The organism is Pseudomonas sp. BN414 (assembly GCF_029871275.1).
Classification (GTDB): Bacteria; Pseudomonadota; Gammaproteobacteria; order Pseudomonadales; family Pseudomonadaceae; genus Metapseudomonas; species Metapseudomonas resinovorans_C.
This window is the reverse complement of the sequence record NZ_SSOL01000071.1, coordinates 67798-94291: the sequence shown is the minus strand read 5'-3', so window position 1 is coordinate 94291 and position 26494 is coordinate 67798. Positions and strand designations below refer to the sequence as shown.

Here is a 26494-nt window from a genome sequence, read left to right as displayed (position 1 = left end):
CTGTCAGGGCCGTGAGTAAACCTTGAACAGGGTCTGGTCCAACTCGCTCGGGATGCCGAAATATTTGCTGTAGAGCGGCAGGATCGCGCCGGAGCGGTAGACCTGGCTCAACGCCGTGTCCACCTGCAGGCGGAAGTCCTCGTCGCCGCGCGCCAGGGCCAGCGACACCGGCTCGAACTCGAAACGCCGGTCCAGCACCATCAGATTGGTATTGGCAGTATCCCGTGCCACCAGACTGCGCAGGATCATCTGGCTGGCGAAGAAGGCGTCCACCTTGCCGTCGGCCACCTGCGCCACGCCTTCCGCCGGACTGGTCACGGTTTCCAGGTTGACCATCACCTTCATCAGACGCAGTTTTTCCCGCGCCCAGTCTTCCACGACCGACCCGCTCTGTACCGCAAAGTTGTGGGCTGCCAGGCCGCGGTTGAGTGTGGCGCGCCAGGTGGGTCCCGTCTCCTCCACTTCGCCGCTGAGCACCTTCACCAGCGCAATCGGTGCATCCTTGCGCAGCACCACGCCAATGCCGGCGGTATACACCGGCAGCGAGAATGCCACGCTCTGGCGGCGTTTCAGGGTTTCCACCATCGGGCTGCACAGCAGGTCAACGCCGCCGTCACGTACAACGCCGAGGGCTTTCCCCGGCGCCAATGGCACAAAGCGGACCTTGAGTGATGCCAGGCCCGGCTGGGTGCGCAGCTGTTCGGCAACCTTCTGGCACAGGTCGATGGCATAGCCCGAGGCGCCTTCACCCTCGGCGGAGGAGAAGGGCGGCTGGTCGGGCAGGTAGCCGAGGGTGAGGGTGCCGGTGGCGCGAATGCGCTCCAGGGTCTGGGCAGGGGCCAGCACTGGCAGGAGGGCGATCAGCAGCGCCGGGAGCCAGCGAATCGAGATTCCGTTCATGGCTGCTCCTCCAGGCCGAGGGAGCGCGTACGTGCAGCCCGCTCTTCGAGGAAACGGTCAGCGATGTAGCCGAACATCAGGTAGCCCACGGCGGTGACGATCATGCCGCCGAACACCGCCTCCGTGCCCGAGGCGTAGAGCGCATAGAAGCTGTAGGCCATGGCAATGAGCAGCACCACGACGTTGCGGTGGTGGGGGTAACCGGTCACCCCGGCTTTCTGCATGATCACCAGCAGCGCCGAGAGCGAGGTGATGTAGGGAACGATGTTGGTCACCGCCGCCAGGTTCACCAGCTTGCCGAACTGTTCCGAGGCATTGGGCGAAATGGTCGACACCGCCATCGCGCTCTGCAGCACGGCGTTGGCCACCAACCCGGCAATGGGCGCGCCCAGCAGGGTGACCCGGGAGAACAGCGCCGGGAACATGTGCTGGTCGGCGGTGACCTTGGCCGTCTGCGCCAGGGTGAACTGCCAGCCCAGCAGCGACCCGACGCAGGCCATCACCGCCAGGCCCATGATCAGGTCGCCCACCAGCGGGTTGAACATCTTCGCGTAGACGAAGGCGAACGGCGCACTGGAGTTGGCCAGTTCGGGGTTGGGCACGATGCCCATGATCACCGACGTGGACAGCACGTAGATCACCGCGGCGCCGAGGGTGCCCAGCAGGCACGCCAGCGGGACGTTGCGCTTGGGGTTCTCCACCGCATCGGAGTTCTGCGCGGCGGACTCCATGCCGAGGAAGGCCCAGAGGGTCAGGGGAATGCTCTGGGTGATGGCGTCGTTGGTGGAGATGCCATTGGGGTTCCAGGCTGCGCGGAAGATGTCGGCGTCGAACCAGAACCAGCCGATAACCGACAGCCCCGCCACCGGGATGATCACGCCCCAGACGGTGATCGAACCGATATGGCCGGTGATCTTCGGTCCGCCGAAGTTGGCCAGGGTGGTCAGCCAGATCAGCGCCACCGCACCGACGAACAGCGGAATGGCACCGCTACCCAGCCAGGGAAAGAACGGTGTGAGGTAGCCGACGGCGGAAATCGCGATGGCCACGTTGCCGATGGCCAGCGAGAGGAAATAGAGATAGGAACAGAGGAAGAAGGCCGACTTGCCATGGGCCTCTTCGGTATAGGCCGACATCCCGCCCGAGCGTGCGCAAAAGATGCCGCACTGGGCGAAGCAGTAGGCGATGGCCATGGAACCCACGGCGGTGATGATCCAGGACAGCAGCGAGATCGCGCCGAGCTGCGCCATGCTGGAGGGCAGCATGATGATGCCCGAGCCCATCATGTTGACCGACACGAGCGTGGTGAGGCCGGTCAGACCCATTTTCTTGCCGGGAGCCGTCATGCTGGAAACCTTCTGGAGGAGATATCTCCAGAAAGATAGGTGGCGTTGGACGATGCTGCTTCCCGGCCAGGAGTAGAATTCACTTCCCTGCAACATGCCGCCGCGAGCCGCCCATGTCTCTGCACCCCGACGATCTGGCCAGCATCACCGCCACCACGCTCGACGATTACAACCGCAACGCCGAAGGTTTCCGCGAAGGTACCCGCGACCACGATGTGAGCCAGAACATCGAGGCGCTCTTGCGGCACATCAGGGGCAATGCGCCGTTCACCCTCCTCGATTTCGGCTGCGGCCCCGGCCGCGATCTGCAGACCTTCACTCGCCTCGGCCATCACGCCATCGGCCTGGACGGCGCGCAGAGCTTCGTCGCCATGGCCCGTGTCGATTCCGGCTGCGAGGTCTGGCACCAGGACTTCCTCGCGCTTGATCTTCCTGCCGAACGCTTTGACGGCATCTTCGCCAACGCCAGCCTGTTCCACGTCCCGCGCCAGGAACTGCCCCGCGTCCTGCTCCAGCTGCACGCCGCGTTGAAGCCCGGCGGCGTGCTCTTCAGCTCCAACCCGCGGGGGCAGAACGACGAAGGCTGGAGCGGCAGCCGCTACGGTTCCTGGCACGATTACGAAAACTGGAAGGTCCTGCTTGAAGCAGCGGGTTTCGAGGAGTTGGAGCATTACTACCGCCCGGCGGGAATGCCGCGTGCGCAGCAGCCGTGGCTGGCGAGTGTGTGGCGCAAGAGTTAAGACTCGTAGGTTGTGGCTGAGCGATGCGAAGCCCAACGCTCATGGTCACGTCCGCGCGTTGGGCTTCGTTCCTCTGCCCAACCTACGGCAGGCCTGCGGCCTGCTTGGCGAATGAATTCGCCCCCACGAAAAGCTCAGATCCCTCCGCTTGGGCGTGCCTGGAATTCGTAGGTTGTGGCTGAGCGATGCGAAGCCCAACGATCATGGTCACGTCCGCGCGTTGGGCTTCGTTCCTCTGCCCAACCTACGGCAGGCCTGTGGCTTGCTCAGCGATTGAAATCGCCCCCACAAAAAGCTCAGGTCCCTGCCTGGCTTTCGTAGGTTGCGGCTGAGCTATGCGAAGCCCAACGCGCACGATCACCCCCCACAAATGCGGATGTAGCCCGTGCATCGGAGGCGTAGGGAGAGTCACCCCTCGCCCGCGTGCGGGAGAGGGGTCGGGGGAGAGGGCAAGGGGGCCAAACCGGACTATCCGATCAACCCTTGCGTGGAAGTCCCTTCGGCAGGTCTTTCCCCGCCTCGGGCACCTTGGGGTGGATGAGGGCCTGGCGGACCTTTTCGTAGTCGTCGTACGGCAGGCCGGCGCGGCTGAGCATTTCCAAGGCGAATTGCTTCACCTCGGCGTCGGTGTAGGGGCGTAGCTCGGGTTCGGGTTGGCTGGCGCAGCCGGCGAGGATCAGGGTCGTTACGGCCAGCGCAAGGATGTGAACATGCTTCATGTGGGTGTTCCCGAGCGGTGCTTGTGAATGCGTGCAGGCTACCAACCGCGGTAGGGGGCGAAAAATCATCCCCGTAGATAATGACTATTGCCTCAACCGCAAGGGTGTCGCGGTTGCGAGGCGATAGTGAGCAGGCTAACCTTCGATTCTTCAAATTCATCGGATGATTGGATGTTTGCCATGTCCGCGTCTTCTCTCAAGCGTTCCCTGGTGGATATCGCCCTGGAACAGATTCGCCAGCGCATCGACGACGGCACCTGGCCCCTGGGCCAGCGCCTGCCTCCCGAACCCGAACTGGCCGAGATCATCGGCATCAGCCGTAACACCGTACGTGAGGCGGTGCGCGTGCTGACCTTCTCCGGTGTGCTGGAAGTGCGCCAGGGCGACGGTACCTATGTGCGTGGTTGTGCCGACCCGCTCGGCACCATGCAGGCGCTGGCGCGCAGTTCGGTGGAGCAGGCGCTGGAGGCGCGGGGGATGATCGAGGTCGAGGCGTCGCGGCTGGCGGCCCTGCGTCGCACCGAAGACGACCTTGCCGCCCTGCGCGTGGCCCTGGCCGCGTCCGCCGCCCGTTCCAACTACGAAGATATCGACGACTACATCGTCCATGACCTGGCCTTCCACCAGCGGGTGGTGGACAGCGCCCACAACCCGGTGCTGAGCCAGCTGTATCGCTATTTCTCCCAGGTCATCCGCGTTGGCCTGGAGCGCACCATCTCCGATCCCGAGCGTGAACAGCCGAGTTTCGATCTGCACCGCGACCTGCTCGACGCCATCGAACGACAAGACGCGGACGCCGCCGCAGCGGCCAACCGTGCGTTGCTGATCTGACCTTCCTGGAGCTGCCTTGCATGAACGCCCCAAACCCAATGGATGACCCCAAGCCGGCCTGCCCGCCGGAAGAGCTGTTGATCGACGCCGAAGCTGACGACGAACCCCAGCCGCAAGCATTGCGCGGCAGCACTGTGCTGTTGCTGGTCGGCCTGGTGATGGTGGCGTTGAACCTGCGTCCGGCACTGTCCAGCCTGGCGCCGATGTTGAACATGGTGCGCGAGGCGACGGGCCTGTCGGCGACCGGCGCGGGCCTGCTGACCACCTTGCCGGTGCTCTGCCTCGGCCTGTTTGCGCCGCTGGCGCCGATGCTGGCGCGGCGTCTGGGCAGCGAGCGCACGGTGCTGCTGATCCTGCTCACCCTGGCCGTCGGCATCGTGCTGCGCAGCCTGTTCCCGGTAGCCGGGCTGTTCGTGGGCAGCCTGGTGGCGGGCGCGAGCATCGGCATCATCGGGGTACTGCTGCCGGGCATCGTCAAGCGCGACTTCCCACATATCGCCGGCACGATGACCGGGGTCTACACCATGGCGCTGTGCCTGGGCGCGGCGTTGGCCGCAGGCGCCACGGTGCCGCTGGCCGAGCTGCTGGATGATGCCTGGCAGCCGGCACTGGCCTTCTGGGCGCTGCCGGCGGTGCTCGCTGCGCTGATCTGGCTGCCCCAGGCTCGCCAGAGCCAGCATGCCCATCGCCAGGCCTACAAGGTGACCGGCCTGTGGCGCGACCCGCTGGCCTGGCAGGTGACCCTCTACATGGGGCTGCAGTCCTCACTGGCCTACATCGTGTTCGGCTGGTTGCCGTCGATCCTGATCGACCGTGGCCTCTCCGCGGTGCAAGCCGGACTGGTGCTGTCCGGTTCGGTGATGGTGCAGCTGATCAGCGCTCTCGGTGCGCCCTGGCTGGCCACCCGTGGCCGCGACCAGCGTCTGGCCGTGCTGCTGGTAATGGGCCTGACCCTCGCCGGCTTGCTGGGCATGCTCTATGCGCCGCTATCCGGTATCTGGGGCTGGGCCGCGGTGCTCGGGTTGGGGCAGGGCGGCACCTTCAGCATTGCCCTGGCGCTGATCGTGCTGCGCTCGAAGGACGCCCATGTCGCCGCTAACCTTTCCGGCATGGCCCAGGGTGTGGGCTACACGTTGGCGGCCATGGGCCCGCTGATGGTGGGCGTGGTGCACGACCTCACCGAAGGTTGGAGTGCGGTGGGGATCATCTTCGTGGTGATCAGCCTGGCCGCCACCGCGTTCGGTCTGGGCGCCGGTCGAAACCTGTATGTCGCGGCGCGCAGCGAGCATCTCTGAAGCCAGCTGGGTCATTTGTAGGATGTGGTAGAGCGAAGCGAAACCCATCAGCGTTGGTCGATGGGTTTCGCAAGCTCTACCCATCCTACGAAGAGGTGCCGCTTGCGGCTCAGGGCCGCCAGTTGGCGTTGAATTGTTCTGCCATCTTCTGCTCGCGGAAGCGCTCGACGATGAAGTCAATGAACACGCGGGTCTTGGCCGGTAGCAGTTTCTGCGCGCTGAAGTAGAGCGACAGGCTGCCGGTATCCACGTACCAGTCCGGCAGCACCCGTTCCAGGGCACCGCTGCGAAGGTGGGGCAGGGCGTGCACGGTGCTCACCAGGGTAACGCCGAGCCCTTGCATGGCTGCATGGCAGGCCGCTTCCGGGTCGGTCATGGCCATGCGCAGCTTCAGCTCGAAGGTGGCCTGGCGGTCGTCGCGGGTGCGCAATGGCCAGGCGCGAACGCGTCCGGTCTGCGGGGAGCGGATAAGGATGCCGTCGTGCCGGGCAAGGTCTTCCGGGGACCCGATGGCGGGGCTGCGCGCCAGGTAGTCCGCGGACGCCAGCAGCACCCGATGGGCTGGCCCGAGCTGACGCGCGATGACGCCGGGCGGCAGTTCGAAACCGCCGCCAATGGCCGCGTCGAAGCCTTCGCCAATGAGGTCCACGGGACGGTTGTCGAAGTGCCAGTCCGGGATGATCGCCGGGTAGCGGGCGAGGAACTCGCCGAGGTGCGGCAGGATGTAATCCCGGCCGAACGAAACGCCCATGCTCACCTTCAGGGTCCCCGCCGGTTGGCCCTGGCTGCTGGCGAGGTTCGCCACTGCGCCCTGGATGCTTGCCAGCCCGCCACTCACCTCCGCGAGAAAACGCTCACCGGCTTCGGTCAGCGTCAGGCGACGCGTGCTGCGCAGGAATAGCCGCACGCCGAGGTTCGACTCCAGCCGTGCCACGTTCTTGCCCACCGCTGCGGGCGTCAGGCCCAGGCGCCGAGCGGCTTCGGCGAAGCTGCCGGCCTCGGCTGCGCGGACGAAGCACTCGATGCTGCTGAGGGTTTCCATGGCATCTCCATAAACCATTGGTATCGACTGAATATAGTGATTGCCAGCTTATCGGTTGTGAATGCGGGGTGAATACTGGGGCCGTCTTCCACACCCACCCAGTTCCAGGAGATTCCCGATGAGCACTCTGAAAACCCTCGAAGGCAAGGTCGCATTCATCCAGGGCGGTTCCCGTGGTATCGGCGCTGCCATCGCCAAGCGCCTGGCCAATGACGGCGCCGCAGTAGCGCTGACTTACGCTGCTTCCGCCAGCAGCGCCCTTGAAGTCGTCCAGGCCATCGAAGCCGCCGGCGGCCGCGCCATCGCGATCAAGGCCGACAGCCGCGACGAAAAGGCCATCCGCGCCGCCATCCGCCACACCGTGGAAACCTACGGCCGACTCGACATCCTGGTGAACAACGCCGGCGTGCTGGCCGTGGCGCCCATCGAAGAGTTCAGCATCGATGACCTCGACCGCACCTTGGACGTCAACGTCCGGAGCGTGGTGATCGCCAGCCAGGAAGCGGCTCGTGTGATGGGCGAGGGCGGTCGCATCATCACCATCGGCAGCACCAACGCCGAACGCATGCCCTTTGCCGGTGGTTCGGTCTATGCCCTGAGCAAGGCGGCGGTAGCCGGTTTCACCAAGGGCCTGGCCCGCGACCTGGGCCCGCGCGGCATCACCGTCAACAACGTGCAGCCGGGCCCGGTGGACACCGAGATGAACCCCGATAACGGCGAGTTCGCCACCTCCCTCAAGCAACTGATGGCCCTGCCGCGTTACGGCCAGGCCGAGGAAATCGCCAGCTTCGTGGCTTACCTGGCGGGCCCGGAAGCCGGGTACATCACTGGTGCGAACCTGATGATCGATGGCGGGTTCTCGGCCTGACGGCGGGCATATGGTCCCCGTAGGATGGCGTAGAGCGAAGCGAAACCCATCAGCGATGGTCGATGGGTTTCGCGGGCTCTACCCATCCTACGAAAGCGCGGAGTCCGGGTTGGCACCGAGGGTGGAAATGAAGAGCGATTTCCACCCTACAAAAGCTGTATCAGGCGCTCGCGAAATGCCTGATCCGCTTCCTTCCCCCGCCCAGCCTGGAGGTTGTCCAGCATGTGACGGGGGTTTCCCGTTCCGGGGATGACGCAGGTCACCGCCGGGTGGCTGAGGCAGAACTTCAGCAGGAGTTGCGACCAGCTCGTGCAGTCGTACTCGGCGGCCCACTCCGGTACGGGCTGTTGCAACAGGTTGCGCAGCAGGTTGCCGCCGCCGAAGGGACGGTTGATCAACACTGCCGTGCCGCGATCCCGGGCCAGGGGCAGGATGCGCTCCTCGGCGTCGCGGTCGTCGAGGGCGTAGTCGACCTGCAGGAAGTCCAACTGCTCGGCGCGCAGCACTTTCTCCAGATGGTCGTAGGCGCTCGAGGTGTAGTGGGTGACGCCCAGGTAGCGGATGCGGCCTTCCTCTTTCCATTGGCGCAGGGTCTTCAGGTGCTCTTGCCAGTCCACCAGGTTGTGCACCTGCATCAGGTCGATGCGCTGGCGCTGCAACAGGCGCATCGAGTGCTGCATCTGCTCCACGCCGTGCTGGCGACCCTGGGTCCAGACTTTGGTGGCGACGAAGGCGCGGTCGTGTGCCTTGAGCTCGTTGAGCAGGCCGCCGACCACTTCTTCCGCTTGCCCGTACATGGGCGAACTGTCGATCACCGAGCCCCCGCCTGCGAACAGTTCTTCCAGCACCTTGCGGCAGTCGGCCCAGGCTTCGGTGGCATTACGGGAGATGTCGAAGCCTCGGTAAGTGCCGATGCCGATCACCGGCAACTGCTCACCGCTGGAGGGAATGGCGCGGCGGCGCAGGGGCTGCTGACCCATGTCCGCACCCAGGCTGAAGGGGCTCATGGCCAGGAGCGCGGTGCCGGCGCTGAGGCGGAGGAATTCGGCGCGGGTGATGCCGGTTCTCATGGTTGGACCTCCTGCGGGTTGGCTGTCTGTTCATGGTGACGGCCGAGGCGCCAGCCCACTGCGCTCCAGGCGAGGGCCACGCCGGCACCCACCAGGGCCACCAGCGCAGCGCCGAGGCCGATGGCGTCGAGCAGGGCCTTGAGCCAGGCGCTGACGGCATCGCCTCCGCGATAGACCACGGTGTCGATGAAGTTTTTCGCCCGGTATTTCTGCTGGGCGCCGAGCGGCACGAAGAGCATTTCCCGCCCCGGCCGCACGAAGGCGTATTCCCCCACCCGGCGCAGCACCATGACCGCCGCCAGTACGGCGAACTGCGGCAGCAGCGCGAGGGCGAGGAAGCCCAGCGTCACCAACAGGGGTACTACCGCCAGTAGCGCGCCGACACCGAAGCGCTGGGCCACGCGCCCGGCGATGAACAACTGGCAGGCGAGGGAGAGGGCCTGCACGGTGAAGTCGATCAGGGCGAAGACGCGGACCTGCTGCTGGCTATCGGGGAACAGCGCGGCCACCAGACGGGCCTGCTCGAAGTATAGGAAGGTGCTGGTGCAGGACAGCAGCAGGACGAAAACACAGATGCCCAGCAGATAGGGCGAGCCCAGCACCAGGCTGATGCCGGCGAAGGGATTGCCGGGCACCGGGCGTTCCGGTGGTTCGCTCTCCACGCCCGGTCGCCCGGCGCCACCCATTGCGCGCCAGGTCATCAGGTAGCGGCGCAGGACGAGAGTGGGCAACAGGAAAAGTGCGGCCAGTACCAGCAGACCGGCAGTGCCCGCGTGACTGACCAGCAGTCCTCCCAGCAGCGGACCGATCAGGCCACCCAGGCTGGCGCCCGCGGCGATGGACGGGAACAGCCGTTTGGATTGCCGACGGTCGAACACATCGGCCAGTAGGCTCCAGGCCAGGGACACCACGAACAGGTTGTAGACCGACAACCAGACGTAGAAGGCGCGCGCCACCCACAGCGGGTCCGACGTGCGCCACAGCAGCCAGGCGAAACCCAGCAGGTTGCTGGCGAAGAACAGGTAGACGCAGTCGAGGAAGATCCGCCGCGGAACCCGCGCATTCAGCCAGCCGTAGGCAGGGACTGCCAGTAGCATGGTGACGAAGGTGGCGCTGAACAGCCATTGCAGGTTCTCCACGCCGCCGGCGATGCCCATGGTTTCGCGCACCGGCCGCAGCATGAAGTAGCCGCCGAACAGGCACAGCAGCAGGGCGAAGGCGGCGAGGGCCGGGGCCAGTTCACCGGCCCTGGCATGGATGGCGCGGTGGAGCGGGGACATGGCGGTGGTTCGTGTGGGGGTGTCTGGAGGTTTTAGACCATGGCGGGGCGGGGTGCTGGTATTGGCCGTTGCGGGGATAGTGGGGCGCGCTTTGTTGTGGGGGCGATTTCAATCGCTGAGCAGGCCGAAGGTCTGCCATTCGGGATCTGGTGGGGGCAGCTGCGCTGCCCTTAGCGAATGAATTCGCCCCCACAAGTTTCAGTCCGCCCCAGGGGCTCGATCAAAGCCCGTACTTCTTCACCTTGTCGAACAGCGTGGTCTTGGCCATGCCGAGGGCGATGCAGGCCTGGCTGAGGTTGCCGCCGTGGCGTTCGAGGGCGGCGCTGAGGAGGGATTTTTCGAAAGCTTCCACCGCTTCGGCGAAACGCGGTTCGTTGCCGTCCGGGGTCTGGCCGCTTTTCTTGAATACCGGCAGTCCGAGGGCAAAGCGTTCGGCGACGTTGCGCAGTTCTCGCACGTTACCGGGCCAGTCGTGGGCCATCAGCGCGGAGACGGTGGCGTTGTCCAGCTCGGGGGCGGCGCGATCGAAGCGCAAGGTGGAGAGCTGCAGGAAGTGCTCGAACAGCAGCAGGATATCTTCGCGGCGATCACGTAGCGGCGGCAGTTCCAGGGTGACCACGTTGAGGCGGTAGTAGAGGTCACTGCGGAAACGGCCCGCGCGGCCTTCTTCGTCCAGGTCGAACTTGGTGGCAGCGATCACCCGGCAATCCACCGGGATCGGCTGGTTGGAGCCGAGGCGTTCCAGGGTCTGCTCCTGGAGCACGCGGAGGAACTTGATCTGCAGGTTGAGCGGCATGCTCTCGATTTCGTCGAGGAACAGGGTGCCCTGGTGGGCGTGCTCGATCTTGCCGATACGACGCTTGCCGGCACCCGTGAAGGCATGGGCCTCGTGGCCGAAGATTTCGCTGTCGAACAGGTTCTCCGGCAGGCCACCGCAGTTGAGGGCGACGAACTGTTTCGACTGGCGCCGGCTGAAGTCGTGCAGGCAACGGGCGACCAGTTCCTTGCCGGTGCCGGTCTCGCCTTCGATCAGCACATTGGCCGAGGTGTCGGCGACGTTGGCGATCAGTTCGCGCAGGGCCTGGATGGCCGGCGAGCGTCCGATGATGCGCTGCTCCAGAGACTGCCGGCCGGCCAGTTGCCGGCGCAGGCTCGACACTTCGCGGGCCAGCGCGCGCTGTTCCAGGGCGCGGCGCGCGACGTCCACCAGGCGCTCGGGAGAGAAAGGTTTCTCCATGAAGTCGTAAGCGCCGTCGCGCATGGCCTGGACCGCCATGGTGATGTCGCCGTGGCCGGTGATCAGCACCACCGGCAGGCTGCGGTCGCGGGACTTCAGGCGCTCCAGCAGCGTCAGGCCATCCATGCCGGGCAGGCGGATGTCGCTGATGACGATGCCGGCGAAGTCCTCGCCCACCTGGGCCATGGCTTCTTCGGCGCTGCCGACGCCGATGCTGGGGATGTCTTCCAGGGCCAGCGCCTGCTGGCAACCCATCAGGACGTGGGGGTCGTCTTCGACGATGAGGACGCTGAGGGGCTCGGTCATGGGGCTGGGCTCACGGATTCGTCGGGGCTTTCCAGCAGCGGCAGGCAGAGCTCGAAGGCAGTGCCGCCGCTTTCCGGGTGATGGGCCGCCAGGCTCCCGCCAGCGGCCGTGGCCAGGCTGGCGGAAAGGGTCAGGCCAAGGCCCAGGCCGTGTTCGCCGGGCTTGGTGGTGAAGAAGGGTTCGAACAGGTGCTGGCGGTTGGCCGGGTCGATGCCGGGGCCGTTGTCGCGAACCTGCAGGCGATAGTTGCCGCCGTCGGCCGCGCCGCTGAGCCAGAGCTGGCAGTCGGGCTGGCCGGACATGGCGTCCAGGGCGTTGGCGATGAGGTTGACCAGGATCTGTTCCAGGCGGGTCTGGTCGATGGCCAGCAGCACGTCGGCGAAGTCGCGGTGCAGCGTGAGCGGCGTACGTTCCAGGCGGGTGTGCAGGAGGAAGAGGGCGGCATCCACCGCCTTGCCCAGGTGCGCCACGCCGTGGTCATCGGAGCGCCGGGCGAAGGCGCGCAGGCTGGCGGTGATGCGGCCCATGCGGTCGACCAGCTCGTTGATCGCCGCGAGGTTGGTGCTGGCAGTGTCCAGGGCGCCGCGCGCCAGGAAGCGCACCGTGTTGCCGGAGAGAGTGCGCAGCGCGGCCAAGGGCTGGTTGAGTTCGTGGGCGATGCTGGTGGACATCTGCCCGATCACCGCCAGCTTGCCAGCCTGCACCAACCCGTCCTGGGCCTTGCGCAGGTTGTCTTCGGTCTGCTTGCGTTCGCGGATTTCCGCCAGCAGGCGGCTGTTGCTGGCGCGCAGGTCCTGGGTGCGTTCGGCGATCTTGCGTTCCAGCTCGTTGTTGGCTGCCAGCAGTGCTTCGCGGGCTGCGAGGCGGGTGGCGATGACCTTGCGCCGCTCGTTCCAGGCGATCAGCAGGAAGGCCAGCAGGGCGAATCCGACGGCGGCGAGCATGCCCTGGATCACCGCTTCGCGGCGCAGATCGGCGAGTGGCGAGAGCAGGGTGAAATGCCAGGGCGTGTCATTCAGGGTGCGGGTCTGCGCGAGGTAGGCGATTTCGCCTTCCTGTTCGCCCTGGGGACCGCTGGCTGCGAAGCTGATGGCCTCCAGGCCTTCGCCCAGCACTTCGCGGGAGCGCGGCTCCCATTCGTTCAACGCCCACCAGTAGTACTGCAGGCTGCGGGCCAGGCGTTCCTTGTCCTCGGCCGAGAGCGGGCGCACGGCCTTCATGCGCAGGGCCGGGTCGCTGGAGAGGATGATGATGCCGTTCTCGTCGCTGACGAAGGCTTGCAGGCGGGCCTTTTCCCAGCGTTCCTGCAGGGCTTCGAGCTTCACCTTGACCACCGCCACGCCGATGATCCGGCCCTGGTAGCGCAAGCCGTGGGCCAGGTAGTAACCGGCCTCGCCGGTGGTGCTGCCGATGCCATAGAAGCGGCCGGGCCTGCCTTGCACGGCCTCCTGGAAATAGGCGCGGAAGGCCAGGTCTTCGCCCAGGTAGCTGTCGGTGTCGCGCCAGTTACTGGTGGCCAGCACGCGGCCGTTGGTGTCCAGCAGGTAGATGGCGCGGGCGCCGCTGCGGCGGTTCAGGCCTTCGAGGTAGTCGTTGACCAGGTTGCGCCGGTAGGGCGTGGGGTTCAGCAGCAGGTGGCTGACGCTGGACTCCAACTCCAGCAGGCTGGGCAGGTAGGTGTAGCGGTTGATCTCGCTTTCCACGGCGCGGGCGTGGAGTTCGAGCTGGCGCTCGCCGTTATCCCGCAGCTGGCGGATGCCGGACACTTCGCTGAGGTGATAGCCGATGTAGCCGAAGCCCAGCATGCACAGGAGCAGCAGCAGGAACAGCAGGAAATGGCGGAACAGGCGCGGTTTCACGGTCAATGCGGGCGGCACGGCGCGGAGGCTGGCGGGAGGGCATTGCATCATAGACATCCGGGCCGTTCCAGTCGGCGCCACGTACGGGCGCCGAGTGGTGGAGTAAGGGCGGAGCGATGTAGGAGCGAGCTTGCTCGCGAATCGCCGTGCACGTTTCGCCAGCAAGCTGGCTCCTACAAGAGCCGCTTAGTGCTGGAGGATCTTCGCGAGGAACTGCTGGGCGCGGTCGGAGCGGGCGCTGACGTCACCGAAGAACTCATTCTTGGCGCAGTCTTCGACGATCTGCCCGCGGTCCATGAAGATCACCCGGTCGGCGACCTTGCGGGCGAAGCCCATCTCGTGGGTCACGCACATCATGGTCATGCCTTCCTGGGCCAGCTCGACCATCACGTCCAGCACTTCGTTGACCATTTCCGGGTCCAGCGCCGAGGTGGGTTCGTCGAACAGCATCACCACCGGGTCCATGGCCAGGGCGCGGGCGATGGCGACGCGCTGCTGCTGGCCGCCGGAGAGCTGGCCGGGGTGCTTGTGGGCATGGGCCTTGAGGCCGACGCGGTCGAGCAGCTTGAGGCCTTTCTCCAGGGCCTCGTCCTTGTTGCGGCCGAGCACCTTGGTCTGGGCTATGGTCAGGTTCTCGGTGATGGACAGGTGCGGGAACAGCTCGAAGTGCTGGAACACCATGCCGACGCGGGAACGCAGCTTGGGCAGGTTGGTGGCCTTGTCGGCGATGGACGTGCCGTCGACCACGATGTCGCCTTTCTGGAAAGGCTCCAGGGCGTTCACGCACTTGATCAGGGTGGATTTGCCCGAGCCCGACGGGCCGCACACCACCACCACTTCACCTTTCTTCACATTGGTGCTGCAGTCGGTCAGCACCTGGAAGTCCCCGTACCACTTGTTGACGTTCTTGATGGAAATCATACGGCTAACCTTTTCTGCAGGAGTTTGACCAACTGGGAAGCGATGAAGCTGACGCTGAAGTAGACCAGGCCGGCGAAGATCAGGAACTCGTGGGGCTGGCCGATGATGTCGCCACGGGAACGGGCGGCGTTGAGGAAGTCCATCAGGCCCACGGTGTAAACCAGCGAGGTGTCCTGGAACAGGATGATGCTCTGCTGCAGCAGCAGCGGGGTCATCTTGCGGAAGGCCTGGGGCAGGATGATCAGGCGCATGCTCTGGCTGTAGGTCATGCCGAGGGCCGAGGCCGCACCCATCTGGCCTTTCGGGATGGCCTGGATGCCGGCGCGGACGATTTCGCAGAAGTACGCCGCCTCGAACATCATGAAGGCCACCAGGCACGAGGTGAACGCACCCACGGGCGTGTCTTCACCGGTGATGGCGCGCAGCAGGAAGGGCACCGCGAAGTAGAACCAGGTGATCACCAGCAGCAGCGGGATGGAGCGGAAGTAGTTGACGTACAACCCGGCAATCTTCGACATCATCGGGTTGTGCGACAGGCGCATGAGGGCCAGGAGGGTGCCCAGCGCCACGCCACCGAAGACGCCCAGCACCATCAGCTTGAGGGTCATCAGCAGGCCGTCTGCAAGGCCCGGCAGGGCAGGGATGATCGCGGAGAAATCCATCATTTACCCCCTACGGAAATCAGGCCGGGCACTGCCACTTTCCGCTCCACGGTGCGCATGATCAGCATCAGGCTCATGTTCAGGGTGAAGTAGATCAGGGTGGCCAGGGTGAAGGCTTCGAACAGGTTCGCGGAGAACTCGGCGGTCTGCTTGGTCTGCGCCAGCAGCTCCATCAGACCGATCAGCGACGCCACCGAAGAGTTCTTGAAGATGTTGAGGAACTCGCTGGTGAGCGGCGGGATGATGATGCGGAAGGCCTGGGGCAGCAGTACGTAGCGGTATATCTGCGGCAGGCGGAAGCCCATGGCGCGGGCGGCGCCGAGCTGGCCCTTGGGCAATGCCTGGATACCGGTGCGCACTTGTTCGCAGACGCGGGCGGCGGTGAACAAACCGAGGCAGATAACCACGCTGAGGTAGGCCGAAGTGGCCGGATTGAGGTCTTGCTTGAACCAGATTTCCAGCGGTTCGGGCAGCAGGTCCGGCACCAGGAAGTACCAAAGGAACAGCTGCACCAGCAGCGGCACGTTACGGAAGATTTCCACGTAGACGGTGGCGATGCCGGAAACCCAGCGGTTCGGCACAGTGCGCATCACGCCGAGCAGCGCGCCCAGCAGCAAGGCGATGATCCAGGCCGCCAGGGCGATGGCGATGGTCCAGCCCAGGCCGGTTACGAACCAGTCCAGGTAGATCTCGCTGCCGATCCCGGTGGACTTGAAGAACACGCTCCAGTCCCAGTTGTAATTCATCAGGGTTGTCCCCTATCAGGTCGATCGTTCTGCGATGAAGGCAGTGGAAGGGAGTGGCTGTCAGGAGTACGGCGATATTTCAGGCCGACTTCGGACAGCTCCCTCTCCCTCTGGGAGAGGGTTGGGGTGAGGGAAGCCTAACTGCGTGCGTTCTCCAACACCCCTCACCCCCGGCCCCTCTCCCTCTGGGAGAAGGGAGCAAGGCGTCAGATTTCTTCAGCCGACTTGTCGGAGGGGTTGGCGACCAGCTTTTTCAGCTCTTCGCTCATGGGGAAGTTCAGGTTCAGGCCCTTCGGCGGGATGGGCTGGGTGAACCATTTGTCGTAGATGCCGTTGATTTCGCCGGAGGCGAAGGTGTCGGCGATGGCCTTGTCGACCACTTTCTTGAAGGCTTCGTCGTCCTTGCGAACCATGCAGCCGTAGATTTCGAAGGACTGCGGCTTGCCGGTCACGACCCAGTCATCGGGCTTCTTGGCCTTGGCCATTTCACCGTAGAGCAGGGCGTCGTCCATCATGAAGGCCACCGCGCGGCCGGATTCGAGCATCAGGAAGGACTCGCCGTGGTCCTTGGCCGAGATGATGTTCATGCCCATCTGCTTCTCGGCGTTCATGGACTTGAGCAGGCGCTCGGACGTGGTGCCGGCGGTGGTCACGACGTTCTTGCCTTTCAGGTCTTCGAACTCGTTGATGCTGGCGCTCTTCTTGGACAGCAGGCGGGTGCCCACTTCGAAGATGCCCACGGAGAAGCCGACCTGCTTCTGGCGCTCGAGATTGTTGGTGGTGGAACCGCACTCGATGTCGACGGTGCCGTTCTGCACCAGCGGGATACGGGTCTGGGAGGTCACCAGGTTGTAGCGGACCTTCAGTTCCGGCAGGCCCAGTTCCTGCTTGATGGCCTCGACCACTTTCAGCTGGAGGTCATGGGAGTAGCCGATGGGCTTGCCCGGCTCGGTGCCGAGGTAGGAGAAGGGGATGGAGGCGTCACGGTGACCGAGGGTGATGGTGCCGGTCTCCTTGATCTTCTTCAGGGTACCGGTCAGCTCGGCGGCGAAGGCCGGAGCGGAAATCAGGGTTGCTGCGATAGCGGTGGCCAGAACCTTGGGGAGCATACGCATGAACGACAGTCCTCGATGTTGTTTGTTCTTATCGGCGCGTTAGGAATTCGCGTCCGTCGGGGATCTGTATTGGCAGAATGCGTGCCAGCTGTATGGCGGTCTGATTATTTTATCAAGTTATTGAAATTAAAGGATTTTATATTGATAGGAGGCTATCTGGATTTGCGCCTTGTCCGGGCTTCCGAATATGCGCTCCGAATGGCGTTCGGGTTTCCGAACGAGTGACTTTGTGGTCATGTTTGGAGGGGGGAGTGCCGGGGATCTCCGTGTGCTTTGCATCGTTGGGCTTCGTTCCTCTGCCCAACCTACGGCAGGACTGCGTCCTGCTTGGCGAATGAATTCGCCCCTACAAGGAAAGGCAGGTCCGTGTTTTGTGGGGGCGAATTCATTCGCTGAGGGCGGCGGAGCTGCCCCCCTGATAATCAGCAGGGCAGCCCTCCGGTCTGCTTTGCGATTGAAATCGCCCCCACAAGTAGAAGCACTCCGATCAATCAACCGCCTTGGACACTTCCACCGTCCTTGGTTTCGGCGCGAACTTCGCGGCCAGGCGCATGGAGGTGGTGACCAGGCGCTGGTAGAGGGTCGGCAGCAGGCGCTGCATGCCATCCAGCGCCCAGGCATCGGCGCCGATGAGAATGCGTCGACCGTCGCGCAGCACGCCGCGCAGGATCACCTCTGCTGCCTTGTCCGGACTGGTCCGCAGCAACTGGTCGTTGAACTGTTGGCGGGCGCGGCTGGATTCCTGGCCGGTGACCTTGGCCAGGCTGTCGTTCATTCGCGCCGTCTTGGCGATGTTGGTGCGGATGCCGCCGGGGTGCACGCAACTGGCCGATACCCCGCAGCCTTCCATGTCCAGCTCCTGGCGCAGTGATTCGGTGAAACCGCGCACGGCGAACTTGGTGGCGTTGTAGGCGCTCATGCCGGGCTGGGCGAACAGGCCGAACACGCTGGAGACGTTGACCACATGACCTTCGCCGCTGGCCTTGAGGTGCGGCAGAAAGGCCTTGGTGCCATACACCACGCCCCAGAAGTTGATGCTCATGATCCACTCGTATTCCGAGTAGTCACTGCCATCCACGGTGCCGGCGTGGGCGACACCGGCGTTGTTGAAGATCAGGTTGACGCGGCCGTGGTCCAGCACCACCTGTTCGGCCCAGGCGTGCACGGCGTCGCGGTTGGCGACATCGACGCGGGTCTCGGTGACCTGCACGCCCAGCTTGCGCGCCATGGCGGCGGTGTCGGCCAGGCCCTCGGCGTTCACGTCGGCGAGAGCCAGGTGGCAGCCCTGGCGGGCGAGGGCGCAGGCGAGGGCACGGCCGATGCCGGAACCGGCGCCGGTGACAGCGGCGACTTTGTTCTCGAAGGATTTCATGCTGGTACCTCTTGATTAGCCATCAGCAGCGGGCCCTGGGCGGCGTGCACCGGCACGCTGCGGCTGAAATGGTAGGCCGCGGGGTCGAAGTTGCGGGTCAGCAGGCGGTAGCGCCAGGTGAAGCCGGGCCATACGGTGCAGTTGCGTCCGGTCACCGGGTGCAGGTACCAGCTCTTGCAACCGCCGGCATTCCACACGGTGTTGCCCAGGCTGCCCTGGAGCTTGCCGTTGAACCTGTCCTGCACCTCGCGTTTGACCTCCAAGCTGCGCAGGCGGCGTTCGTCCAGCAGCCGGAGGGCGCCGAGCACGTAATGGATCTGCGATTCGATCATGTAGACCATGGAGTTATGGCCGAGCCCCGTGTTCGGCCCCATCAGGAAGAACAGGTTCGGGAAACCGGCGGTAAGGGTGCCTTTGTAGGCTTCGGGGCCCTGCGACCAGGTGTCCAGCAGGTCGACGCCGTTGCGGCCGAAGACCACGCCGCGGGGCAGCGGATCGCTGGGGGTGAAGCCGGTGCCGAAGATGATGGCGTCGATCTGGCGTTCCGTGCCGTCGGCGGTGACGATGCTGTTCGCGCGGATTTCGCGGATGCCGTTGGTGATCACGTCGACGTTGGGCTGGGTCAGGGCCGGGTAGTAGTCATTGGAGATCAGCACCCGCTTGCAGCCCATGGTGTAGTCCGGCGTGACCTTGGCGCGTAGCACCGGGTCCTTGATCTTGCGCTTGATGTAGCTCTTGGCGACCCATTCGGCGAGCTTCATCACCTTCGGCGTCAGGGCGAAGCCCACCACGCGGCTTTCGAGGATGGCGTAGATGCCGCCGCGCCAGAGCTTCTGCAGGAAGGGGAAGCGCTTGAAGCGGGAGCGCTCGCCTTCGCTGATGGCGCGGTCGGGCTTGGGCATGATCCAGGGCGCGGTGCGTTGATAGAGGTCGAGCTGGGCGACCTGCTTCTGGATCTGCGGCACGAACTGGATGCTGGAGGCGCCGGTGCCGACTACCGCCACGCGTTTGCCGGTCAGGTCGTAGTCATGGTTCCACTGCTGGGAGTGGAAGCGCGTGCCCTTGAACTTCTCCAGGCCCTTCAGTGCCGGGGTCGCGGGGGTGGACAGCGCGCCCATGCCGGATACCACGAACTGCGCGCTGTAGTGATTGCCGGCGGCATCCTCTATCTGCCACAGCTCGTCCACGTCGTTCCAGGCCAGGCGGGTGATCTCGGTGCCCAGCAGGGTCTTGTCCTGCAGCCGGTACTTTTCCCAGCAGCCTTCCAGGTAGGTCTTGATCTCCTCCTGTTTGGCGAACATGCGCGTCCAGTTCGGGTTCGGCTCGAACGAGAAGGAATACAGGTGCGATTGCACGTCGCAGCCGCAACCCGGGTAGTTGTTCACTCGCCAGGTGCCGCCGATGCCGGGCTCCTTTTCGAATACGAGGAAATCGTTCTCGCCTTTCTGCTTCAGGCGGATCGCCATGCCGAGGCCGGAGAAACCGGAACCTATGATGGCGATCTTGCAATGGCGGGCAGAGGGTCGGGGTGACGCAGTCATTGGCCGGGCTCCTGTTCTTATTAATTGCGGCGTATACAGCTGTATACCAAGGTAGACATCTGTATACTCGCCGGCAATCCAACGTCGTCACAACCAACCTTAGGTAGGGCCAGAAATGAATTCCGCCAGCGGTGACGAGCCCCAGTCGCCAGAACGAACGCCCGATGCCCCCGGCAAGCGCCTGCTCATGGAAGCGGCGCTGCGCCTGGGTTCCCAGAGCCGCAGCCTCGCCAGCGTGGGGTTGCGCGAGCTGGCGCGGGAGGCCGGGCTGAACCCGAATACCTTCTACCGCCACTTCAAGGATGTGGAGGACCTGGGCCTGGCCATCATCCGCAACATCGCCACCCAACTCCGCCAGCCGCTGCGCGACCTGCGACGCGAGGCGGCTGCCCGAGCCGTGCAGGGCGATGGCGGACTGTTGCCGAAGCTGATGGGGATCGACCTGGGCCGTGGGCGGCGCGTCTGCCATGAGACGGTGCATCTGTTCTTCGACTTCGTCGACGACAACGCCGAGGCGTTCGTCATTGGCGTGCGCGAGCTGCATGGCGCTTCCCCGGTGCTGCGGGAGGCCCTGCGCGAGGTGATGGAAGACTTCGCCGCCGATATGGCCGAAGACGTTCGCGAGTACAAGCTGCTGCCGACGCTGGTGGCCGAGCCGGTGGTGCGGCGCGTGTCGCGGCTGGTCAGTCGCAACCTGTTCCAGATGTCACTGGACTACATCGGTGAACCGGAGCGCCGCGAGGCGATTCGTGCGGAGGCGGTGGAGCAGGTGTTGTTCCTCTTCACCGGTGCCAGCGTGTTGCAGGCGGTGGGGGCACTGTAGGGGCGAATTCATTCGCCAAGCAGGCCGAAGGTCTGCCCTGATCCATTGGGGACGCTACGCGCCCCTTGGCGAATGAATTCGCCCCCACACGAGCCCTTCACTCCTCGTTCTGCTCCACCGTCGCGCTCTCTTCCTTGGCCTTGGCCAGGCTGTGGTGCAGGAAGGCCTGGGCGATCACGGCGCGGAGCTGGTCGTCGTCCCAGGGCTTGGTGAGGAACTTGTAGATGGCACCCTGGTTGATGGCGTCGGTGACGGACTTCAGGTCGGTGTAGCCGGACAGCACGATGCGAATGGTGTCGGGGTAGAGGTCCTTGACCCGGCTGAGGAACTCGGTGCCGTTCATTTCCGGCATGCGCTGGTCGGACAGGATCACCTGGATGTCGTGCTTGGCCAGTTGCGCGAAGGCGTCCTGGGCGCGGGTGGCGGTGAGTATCTGGTAGCCGTCGCGGCGCAGCACGCGGGTCAGTGCGCGGAGGATGTTTTCCTCGTCGTCCAGCAGCAACAGGGTCTGCGTGTTGCTGGTGCCGGAGCGGGTATCCAGGTAGGACGCCGGGCTCTTGTGGTGCTCGTGAAGGAACTGGTCGAGCTGCTCGAAGGGCATGGGGCGGGCGAAGTAGTAGCCCTGGAACTCGTCGCAGTGGCTCTTCTTCAGGAAGGCGAACTGGGACTCGCTCTCCACGCCTTCGGCGATCACCCGCAGGCGCAGGTGGTGGGCCATGGAGATGATGCCCTGGGTGATGGCCGCATCGTGCCGGTCACTGATGATTTCCTGGACGAAGGCACGGTCGATCTTCACTTTGTCGATGGGCAGGCGCTTGAGGTAGTTGAGGCTGGAGAAGCCGGTGCCGAAATCGTCGATCGACAGGCGCACGCCCAGTGCCTTGAGTGCCTGCAGGGTGGCGATGGCGCGCTCGGCGTTGTCCAGCAGCACGGTTTCGGTGATCTCCAGTTCCAGCAGTTCGGCCGGCAAGCGGGTTTCCTCGAGGACGCGCCGCACACTGTCGACGAAGATGTTGCGCTGGAAGTGCACCGCCGAGATGTTCACCGCCACCACCGTGCCGGTCATGCCCCGGTCCAGCAGTTCGCGGCAGTCGCGGCAGGCGGTGGCGAGCACCCATTCGCTCAGGGGAATGATCTGCCCGGTGTCTTCTGCCACCGGTACGAACTGCGACGGCGAGATGAAGCCGAGCAGCGGGTGCTGCCAGCGCAGCAGGGCTTCGAAGCCGGTGACGCGGCCATTCCGACCATCGATCTGCGGCTGGTAATAGAGCATGAAGGCGTTGGCTTCGAGGGCCTTCTGCAACTCGTTGCGCAGGGTCACGCGCTCGCTGACCTTCTGTTCCAGGTCGGTGGTGTACCACTGGTAGCAGTTGCGTCCCTGCTGCTTGGCCTTGTACATCGCCAGGTCGGCCTGCTGGATCAGTTGCATGGGCTGCTGGATGCCTTTCTCGCTCACGGCGATACCCAGGCTGGCAGTGATGTGAATTTCGCTGCCGGCGATGGGGTAGGGGCGGGCGATGCAGTCGATGACCCGCTCGGCCACTTGCAGCACGTCTTCCTCACGGGCCAGGTCCGGCAGGATGAGGATGAACTCGTCGCCACCCAGGCGCGCCACGGTGTCGCCGGGGCGAACCTGCTGGGTCAGCCGTCGCGCCACCTCCACCAGTATCTGGTCGCCAATCCCGTGGCCCATGGAGTCGTTGATCGGCTTGAAGCCATCGAGGTCGATGAACATCACCGCCAGCTTGCGCTGGTAGCGCTGGCTGATCTGGCAGCCCTGGCGCAGACGGTCTTCCAGCAGGGAGCGGTTGGGCAGGCCGGTGAGCACGTCGTGGCTGGCGTTGTAGGCCAGTTCGGACTCCACCCGTTTCTGTTCGGAGATGTCGTTCTGCACGCCGATGAAGTGGGTGATCTCGCCGTGCTCGTTGGGCACGGGGGCGATATAGAGGTCGTTCCAGAAGGGCGTACCGTCCTTGCGGAAGTTGCGCAGCACCACGTGGACTTCACGCTTCTCCGCCAGTGCGTGGCGGATCTCGGCGATGCCGGCCTGCTCGTGGTCCGCGCCCTGGAGGAAGCGGCAGTTGCGCCCCATGGCCTCGGCTGCGCTGTAGCCGGTGATGCGTTCGAAGGCCGGGTTGACGTAGACCACCGGCAGGTTTTCGTCGGTGGCATCGCAGATCATCGCGCCGTTGTAGCTGGCCTCGATGCTGCGCTGGAGGATGCGCAACTGTTTCTCCGACTCCTTGGCGCGGCTGATGTCGCGGAAGGCGATGACCCAGCCACCGAGGGTCTGTGCATGCAGGAGCGGCGCGCAGTCGTAGGCGATATGGCGCTCGCCGCCCAGGCTGACTTCGCCATGGCGGCCACTGGTGGCCGGGGCGCTGTAGAGGTCCAGTGGCAGGTGATCGACCAGGGCCTGGCCGAGCAGGACCTCGGGACGCTGGCCGAGCAGGTCGGCGGCGGCCGGGTTGACGAAGTTCAGCCGCCCTTGGCGATCCACCGCCAGCAGGCCCTCGCCGACGCTGTTGGTGATGGCCGAGGTGAAGTCCAGTTGCTCCTGCAGGCGTTGTTCGCCGGAAAGCACCTGTTGCACCAGGCGGATGTTTTCCAGCGCCGCCAAGGCCATCTGGGCGAATTGCTGGGCAATCGCCAGGTCGTCCTGGTTGAAGTCGCCGTCGTACTTGTCGGACAGCTGGATCAGGCCCAGATGACGGCCACCGTGGTCGATCAGCGGCACTGCCAGCCAGCCTTGCAACGGCAGCTGGCCGCTGCCCGCATCGCCGGCCGTATCCAGCTCGGCGCGCGTCAGCAACACCGGCTGATTGCCGACGCAGGTCCGGGCATAGAGTGCGATGCCTTCGGCGGGCAACTGCGGCGTCTGCCAGGCCTGGTACTTGGGGGATAGCGAGAAGGCGGCCGGACCCTGGCCGTCGCCGAGGTCGATCAGGGACTGGTGGGCGCCCACCAGCAGGCGCAGTTGCTCGCACATGAAATCCAGCAGGGTGCGGGTGTCGAGAATGCCGCCGATGCGCAGCGCGGTGTCGCTCAGGCCGTGCAGGAGCAACGCCTTGCGCTCCGACTGGACCAGGGTGTCCTGCAGGGCGCGGGTCATGCGGTTGCGTTCGCCGATGTTCTTGGCAATGCCGAATACCCCGACGATCTGCCCCTCGACGACGATGGGCAGGTGGGTGATGTCCAGCTCCAGCAAGCCGCCTGCGCGGTCGTGGCAGCGCACCTCGAACCGCTGTGCCTTGCCCTTCAGGGCGGCGCGGAAATGCTCGCGGACGTGTTCGATGTCGGCGTCGAGCACCAGCCGGGAAAACGACTCGCCGAGCAGGTCTTCGGCCTTGAAGTCGATCAGCTCGCAGCCCGCCTGGTTGAGGCTGAGGAAGCGTCCGTTGCGGTCGAGGGAGAACACCGGGTCGGGGTTGAAGATGAACAGGGAGCGGTAGCGCTGCTCGCTTTCCAGGAGTCGCAGGCGATCATTCTGACGCTCGATGGCGATGGCCGCGAGCTGGCCGGCGGTGCCGATGAGCTGCAGGGATTCGTCGTCCGGGGAGCAGGGTTGGCGCAGGTAGACGGCGAAGGTGCCGAGCACGTCGCCATGGTGGGAGATCAGCGGGATCGCCCAGCAGGCGCGCAGTCCATGGCGCAGTGCCTGGTCGCGATGCTCATGCCAGAGCGGGTCTTCGCTGATGTCTTCGCTGACCACCATCTGCCTGCGGAACACTGCGGTTCCGCAGGCGCCGGCCAGGGGGCCGATGGACTGGCCGTCGAGGGCCTGGTTGAAGGCATCCGGCAGGCTCGGCGCGGCGCCCTCGCGCAGGCGATTCTGATCGCCGTCCACGAGGTGGACCGAGCACAGGGCGGCGGGGTCGAGGGTCTCGCTCATCAGGCAGATGGCCTTGAGGATTTCCGCCAGCGGCTGGTCGGTGGAAATCATGCTGAGGATGTCGCGCTGGTCCTCGGCATAGGCTTCGTGACGCACCAGGCCAGTGATGTCGTGGGCGACGGCGAACAGGGTGCGCTCGCTTTCGGACCAGCCAGCGGACCAGAGCAGGTGCACCACGCTGCCGTCCTTGCGCTTGCAGCGGTTGCGCACGGCGTCCCAGGACTCGCCCTGGATGATGGCCTCGATCTCGCCGCGGGTGCGCTCGCGGTCTTCGCTGAGGATGAAGTCGGTGTAGGGACGGCCGATCATTTCCTCTGGCCGGTAACCCAGCACGCTGTGGCAGGAGGGGCTGACCTGGGTGAAGCGCTCGGAGGCGTCGATGGAGCAGAGCACGTCCATGGAGTGATCCATGATCCGCTGGTTCTGCGTTTGCAGGCGGGCCTGGTGCTGCAGGCTCAGCTCCAGTTCGCGATTGCTTTCGCGCAGGCGCTGGCTGCGTTCGATGGCCAGCCGGGAAAAGCTCTGGCTGACCATCAGCAGGAAGGTGAAGCCCAGGCCGAACAGCATGAACAGCGGTGGCAGGTAGACCGAGGCGTAATCGCTGCGAGGCAGGGCCTGGTAGGTGCGCATGTGCCAGCGTCCTTCCGGGCCGAGGTCGGTGAACTCCTGGCCCACCGGGAACAGGCTGCGGCCATCGCGTCCGACGCCGGATTCGTAGATGCGCCTGGGGCCCTCGAAGACTTCCAGGACGAAGCCATCCAGCTCCCGTCCCAGCTGACGGTCCAGCGTGGCGCTGATGTCCAGGCTGGCCACCAGCAGCGAACGGGGGCGACCCGCGATTTGCAGGGGCGTGGCGACCAGGCTGCTGTTGTCGGTGGCGCTGAAGCTCTGCGCCGGGCTCATTTGAGCAGCCGGTCCCTGGCGCACCTGCTGCAGCCAGTCGCGTAGTTCGGCCTGGGCGAGGAAGCGCGCCAGCCAGTCGTCTGCCACGCGGCTGCGACCCTGTTGCAGGATCGGTTTGAGGTCGGCATCGAGTACCGCGATCAGGTTGATGTTGGGGAAGTCCCGCAGGTAGCTGTCGGCTTCCTGTTGCCAGAGCCTGGCAGGTGGCATCCCTTCAAGGCTCTGCCAGCGCTCGGCCATGCGCTGGACGAGCTGCCGGCGCACGGTGACAGTGTTCTCGATGGTGGATTGGGCGCGCAGCAGCAGCTGATGGCTGTGGGCGTTGAGGGTGGAAACTTCGTTCAGGCTGAGGAGGAACCAGCCGATGCAGGTGGCCAGCGCGCCCAGGATGCCGGTGGCCATGGCTCGACGGTTAAGCAGGCTGGGCTGGTCCTGGGGCAGCGCGCAGAGCATCAGGACGGCGCTGCCGAGCAGGGCGATGAGGAGGTTGGTGACGTGCCCGGTTTCCGGGCGGAAGGCGAAGCGTGGCAGGCCGGTGCTGGCGCCCAGCAACGACAGTTCCGACAGCAGGGCCAGGCCGATCAGGGTGATGCCGCAAAGCTGGCTGAGCCAGCGGCCGCCGTGGCGAGTGACGGCCAGGAGCATCGCCAGGCCGAACAGGCAGGCGACGATCGCCAGCTCGCTGCGAATCCGCCAGTAGCCGCTGATCAGTGAGCGGCCCTGGTCGCTGCCCCCGGACAGGACGTTGTGCCCGAGGCTGTAGCCGGCCAGGGCGATCAGCACCAGGCCCGCCAGCCACGAGGATCGACGCCAGGCGCGGGTGGCACTCAGCAGGGCGCTGCCGGCGAACAGGGTGATCAGCGCGCTGTCGGGCAACAGAACCAGTTCGTAGCGTGCCGGATGGTTCATGCCGGCGAAGGCGATCAGGCTGATGACGCCAAGGGCCAGCAGGGCAAAGGCCAGGCAGTGCAGGTAGGCCTGATAGCCGAGATTGCGGTTGTGCTTGGCCATGGGGGCGTGCCGTTC

20 protein-coding genes are annotated in these 26494 nt (G+C 65.2%); 5 read left to right on the top strand and 15 right to left on the bottom strand.

Features of this window, described 5'->3' with window-relative positions; translation table 11 throughout:
* Positions 1-3: 3 nt before the first annotated feature.
* Positions 4-900, bottom strand: a complete 897-nt coding sequence (locus E8E95_RS18470; protein WP_280352579.1) for an amino acid ABC transporter substrate-binding protein — start codon at positions 898-900, stop codon at positions 4-6.
* Positions 897-2246, bottom strand: coding sequence for a putrescine-ornithine antiporter (potE, locus tag E8E95_RS18465; protein WP_280352577.1), 1350 nt, complete (start codon positions 2244-2246; stop codon positions 897-899). The genes E8E95_RS18470 and potE overlap by 4 nt, the downstream gene beginning before the upstream one ends.
* A gap of 113 nt (positions 2247-2359) precedes the next feature.
* Here potE and E8E95_RS18460 point away from each other — a divergent pair, with 113 nt between their 5' ends.
* A complete protein-coding gene (locus E8E95_RS18460) occupies positions 2360-2986 on the top strand; it encodes a class I SAM-dependent methyltransferase (protein ID WP_280352575.1) in 627 nt (208 codons plus the stop codon).
* Positions 2987-3462: 476 nt separating this feature from the next.
* Here the strand turns inward: E8E95_RS18460 and E8E95_RS18455 are convergent, their stop codons facing one another.
* Positions 3463-3705 carry a hypothetical protein gene (locus E8E95_RS18455; RefSeq protein WP_280352573.1) on the bottom strand — a complete coding sequence of 81 codons (243 nt, stop codon included), beginning with the start codon at positions 3703-3705 and terminating at the stop codon, positions 3463-3465.
* Between the two features lie 180 nt (positions 3706-3885).
* On the opposite strand from E8E95_RS18455, the gene E8E95_RS18450 reads away from it, so the two are divergent.
* Complete coding sequence (locus E8E95_RS18450) at positions 3886-4536, top strand: FadR/GntR family transcriptional regulator (RefSeq protein ID WP_280352571.1); 651 nt, start codon at positions 3886-3888, stop codon at positions 4534-4536.
* Between the two features lie 20 nt (positions 4537-4556).
* Positions 4557-5831 carry a CynX/NimT family MFS transporter gene (locus E8E95_RS18445; protein ID WP_280352569.1) on the top strand — a complete coding sequence of 425 codons (1275 nt, stop codon included), beginning with the start codon at positions 4557-4559 and terminating at the stop codon, positions 5829-5831.
* A gap of 109 nt (positions 5832-5940) precedes the next feature.
* On the opposite strand, the gene E8E95_RS18440 is transcribed toward E8E95_RS18445, so the two are convergent.
* A complete protein-coding gene (locus E8E95_RS18440) occupies positions 5941-6873 on the bottom strand; it encodes a LysR family transcriptional regulator (RefSeq protein WP_280352567.1) in 933 nt (310 codons plus the stop codon).
* A gap of 118 nt (positions 6874-6991) precedes the next feature.
* Here E8E95_RS18440 and E8E95_RS18435 point away from each other — a divergent pair, with 118 nt between their 5' ends.
* Positions 6992-7741 carry a 3-oxoacyl-ACP reductase family protein gene (locus E8E95_RS18435; RefSeq protein ID WP_280352565.1) on the top strand — a complete coding sequence of 250 codons (750 nt, stop codon included), beginning with the start codon at positions 6992-6994 and terminating at the stop codon, positions 7739-7741.
* A 146-nt stretch (positions 7742-7887) separates the two neighbouring features.
* Here the strand turns inward: E8E95_RS18435 and E8E95_RS18430 are convergent, their stop codons facing one another.
* From E8E95_RS18430 to E8E95_RS18385, 10 genes are all read right to left on the bottom strand, one after another.
* Positions 7888-8811, bottom strand: coding sequence for an aldo/keto reductase (locus E8E95_RS18430; RefSeq protein ID WP_280352563.1), 924 nt, complete (start codon positions 8809-8811; stop codon positions 7888-7890).
* Positions 8808-10091, bottom strand: coding sequence for an MFS transporter (locus E8E95_RS18425; RefSeq protein ID WP_280352561.1), 1284 nt, complete (start codon positions 10089-10091; stop codon positions 8808-8810). The genes E8E95_RS18430 and E8E95_RS18425 overlap by 4 nt, the downstream gene beginning before the upstream one ends.
* Positions 10092-10311: 220 nt before the next feature.
* The gene (locus E8E95_RS18420) at positions 10312-11634 is read right to left on the bottom strand and encodes a sigma-54 dependent transcriptional regulator (protein WP_280352559.1); all 1323 of its coding nucleotides are present in this window, start codon (positions 11632-11634) and stop codon (positions 10312-10314) included.
* Complete coding sequence (locus E8E95_RS18415) at positions 11631-13541, bottom strand: sensor histidine kinase (protein WP_280352888.1); 1911 nt, start codon at positions 13539-13541, stop codon at positions 11631-11633. Before E8E95_RS18415 ends, E8E95_RS18420 begins: the two co-directional genes overlap by 4 nt.
* A 138-nt stretch (positions 13542-13679) precedes the next feature.
* On the bottom strand, positions 13680-14414 hold the full coding sequence (locus tag E8E95_RS18410) for an amino acid ABC transporter ATP-binding protein (RefSeq protein ID WP_280352557.1): 735 nt from the start codon (positions 14412-14414) through the stop codon (positions 13680-13682).
* On the bottom strand, positions 14411-15079 hold the full coding sequence (locus E8E95_RS18405; RefSeq protein WP_199824492.1) for an amino acid ABC transporter permease: 669 nt from the start codon (positions 15077-15079) through the stop codon (positions 14411-14413). Before E8E95_RS18405 ends, E8E95_RS18410 begins: the two co-directional genes overlap by 4 nt.
* On the bottom strand, positions 15076-15822 hold the full coding sequence (locus E8E95_RS18400; RefSeq protein WP_280352554.1) for an amino acid ABC transporter permease: 747 nt from the start codon (positions 15820-15822) through the stop codon (positions 15076-15078). Before E8E95_RS18400 ends, E8E95_RS18405 begins: the two co-directional genes overlap by 4 nt.
* Before the next feature lie 206 nt (positions 15823-16028).
* Entirely contained in the window at positions 16029-16937 is a 909-nt protein-coding gene (locus E8E95_RS18395) for a glutamate/aspartate ABC transporter substrate-binding protein (RefSeq protein ID WP_179061982.1), read from the bottom strand.
* A 487-nt stretch (positions 16938-17424) separates the two neighbouring features.
* Positions 17425-18309, bottom strand: coding sequence for an SDR family NAD(P)-dependent oxidoreductase (locus tag E8E95_RS18390; protein ID WP_280352551.1), 885 nt, complete (start codon positions 18307-18309; stop codon positions 17425-17427).
* Positions 18306-19850 carry an NAD(P)/FAD-dependent oxidoreductase gene (locus E8E95_RS18385; RefSeq protein ID WP_280352549.1) on the bottom strand — a complete coding sequence of 515 codons (1545 nt, stop codon included), beginning with the start codon at positions 19848-19850 and terminating at the stop codon, positions 18306-18308. Before E8E95_RS18385 ends, E8E95_RS18390 begins: the two co-directional genes overlap by 4 nt.
* 115 nt (positions 19851-19965) lie before the next feature.
* Between E8E95_RS18385 and E8E95_RS18380 the strand changes: the two genes are divergently transcribed.
* A complete protein-coding gene (locus E8E95_RS18380; RefSeq protein WP_280352547.1) occupies positions 19966-20673 on the top strand; it encodes a TetR family transcriptional regulator in 708 nt (235 codons plus the stop codon).
* A 97-nt stretch (positions 20674-20770) separates the two neighbouring features.
* Here the strand turns inward: E8E95_RS18380 and E8E95_RS18375 are convergent, their stop codons facing one another.
* Positions 20771-26479 carry an EAL domain-containing protein gene (locus E8E95_RS18375; RefSeq protein WP_280352545.1) on the bottom strand — a complete coding sequence of 1903 codons (5709 nt, stop codon included), beginning with the start codon at positions 26477-26479 and terminating at the stop codon, positions 20771-20773.
* Between the last annotated feature and the right edge of the window lie 15 nt (positions 26480-26494).

Coding starts and splice junctions, on each gene's coding strand:
- potE (WP_280352577.1), bottom strand. CDS start 2,246: ATGACGGCTCCCGGCAAGAAAATGGGTCTGACCGGCCTCACCACGCTC.
- E8E95_RS18455 (WP_280352573.1), bottom strand. CDS start 3,705: ATGAAGCATGTTCACATCCTTGCGCTGGCCGTAACGACCCTGATCCTC.
- E8E95_RS18435 (WP_280352565.1), top strand. CDS start 6,992: ATGAGCACTCTGAAAACCCTCGAAGGCAAGGTCGCATTCATCCAGGGC.
- E8E95_RS18380 (WP_280352547.1), top strand. CDS start 19,966: ATGAATTCCGCCAGCGGTGACGAGCCCCAGTCGCCAGAACGAACGCCC.
- E8E95_RS18385 (WP_280352549.1), bottom strand. CDS start 19,850: ATGACTGCGTCACCCCGACCCTCTGCCCGCCATTGCAAGATCGCCATC.
- E8E95_RS18410 (WP_280352557.1), bottom strand. CDS start 14,414: ATGATTTCCATCAAGAACGTCAACAAGTGGTACGGGGACTTCCAGGTG.
- E8E95_RS18445 (WP_280352569.1), top strand. CDS start 4,557: ATGAACGCCCCAAACCCAATGGATGACCCCAAGCCGGCCTGCCCGCCG.
- E8E95_RS18430 (WP_280352563.1), bottom strand. CDS start 8,811: ATGAGAACCGGCATCACCCGCGCCGAATTCCTCCGCCTCAGCGCCGGC.
- E8E95_RS18470 (WP_280352579.1), bottom strand. CDS start 900: ATGAACGGAATCTCGATTCGCTGGCTCCCGGCGCTGCTGATCGCCCTC.
- E8E95_RS18450 (WP_280352571.1), top strand. CDS start 3,886: ATGTCCGCGTCTTCTCTCAAGCGTTCCCTGGTGGATATCGCCCTGGAA.
- E8E95_RS18405 (WP_199824492.1), bottom strand. CDS start 15,079: ATGATGGATTTCTCCGCGATCATCCCTGCCCTGCCGGGCCTTGCAGAC.
- E8E95_RS18420 (WP_280352559.1), bottom strand. CDS start 11,634: ATGACCGAGCCCCTCAGCGTCCTCATCGTCGAAGACGACCCCCACGTC.
- E8E95_RS18375 (WP_280352545.1), bottom strand. CDS start 26,479: ATGGCCAAGCACAACCGCAATCTCGGCTATCAGGCCTACCTGCACTGC.
- E8E95_RS18415 (WP_280352888.1), bottom strand. CDS start 13,541: ATGCAATGCCCTCCCGCCAGCCTCCGCGCCGTGCCGCCCGCATTGACC.
- E8E95_RS18395 (WP_179061982.1), bottom strand. CDS start 16,937: ATGCGTATGCTCCCCAAGGTTCTGGCCACCGCTATCGCAGCAACCCTG.
- E8E95_RS18440 (WP_280352567.1), bottom strand. CDS start 6,873: ATGGAAACCCTCAGCAGCATCGAGTGCTTCGTCCGCGCAGCCGAGGCC.
- E8E95_RS18390 (WP_280352551.1), bottom strand. CDS start 18,309: ATGAAATCCTTCGAGAACAAAGTCGCCGCTGTCACCGGCGCCGGTTCC.
- E8E95_RS18425 (WP_280352561.1), bottom strand. CDS start 10,091: ATGTCCCCGCTCCACCGCGCCATCCATGCCAGGGCCGGTGAACTGGCC.
- E8E95_RS18460 (WP_280352575.1), top strand. CDS start 2,360: ATGTCTCTGCACCCCGACGATCTGGCCAGCATCACCGCCACCACGCTC.
- E8E95_RS18400 (WP_280352554.1), bottom strand. CDS start 15,822: ATGAATTACAACTGGGACTGGAGCGTGTTCTTCAAGTCCACCGGGATC.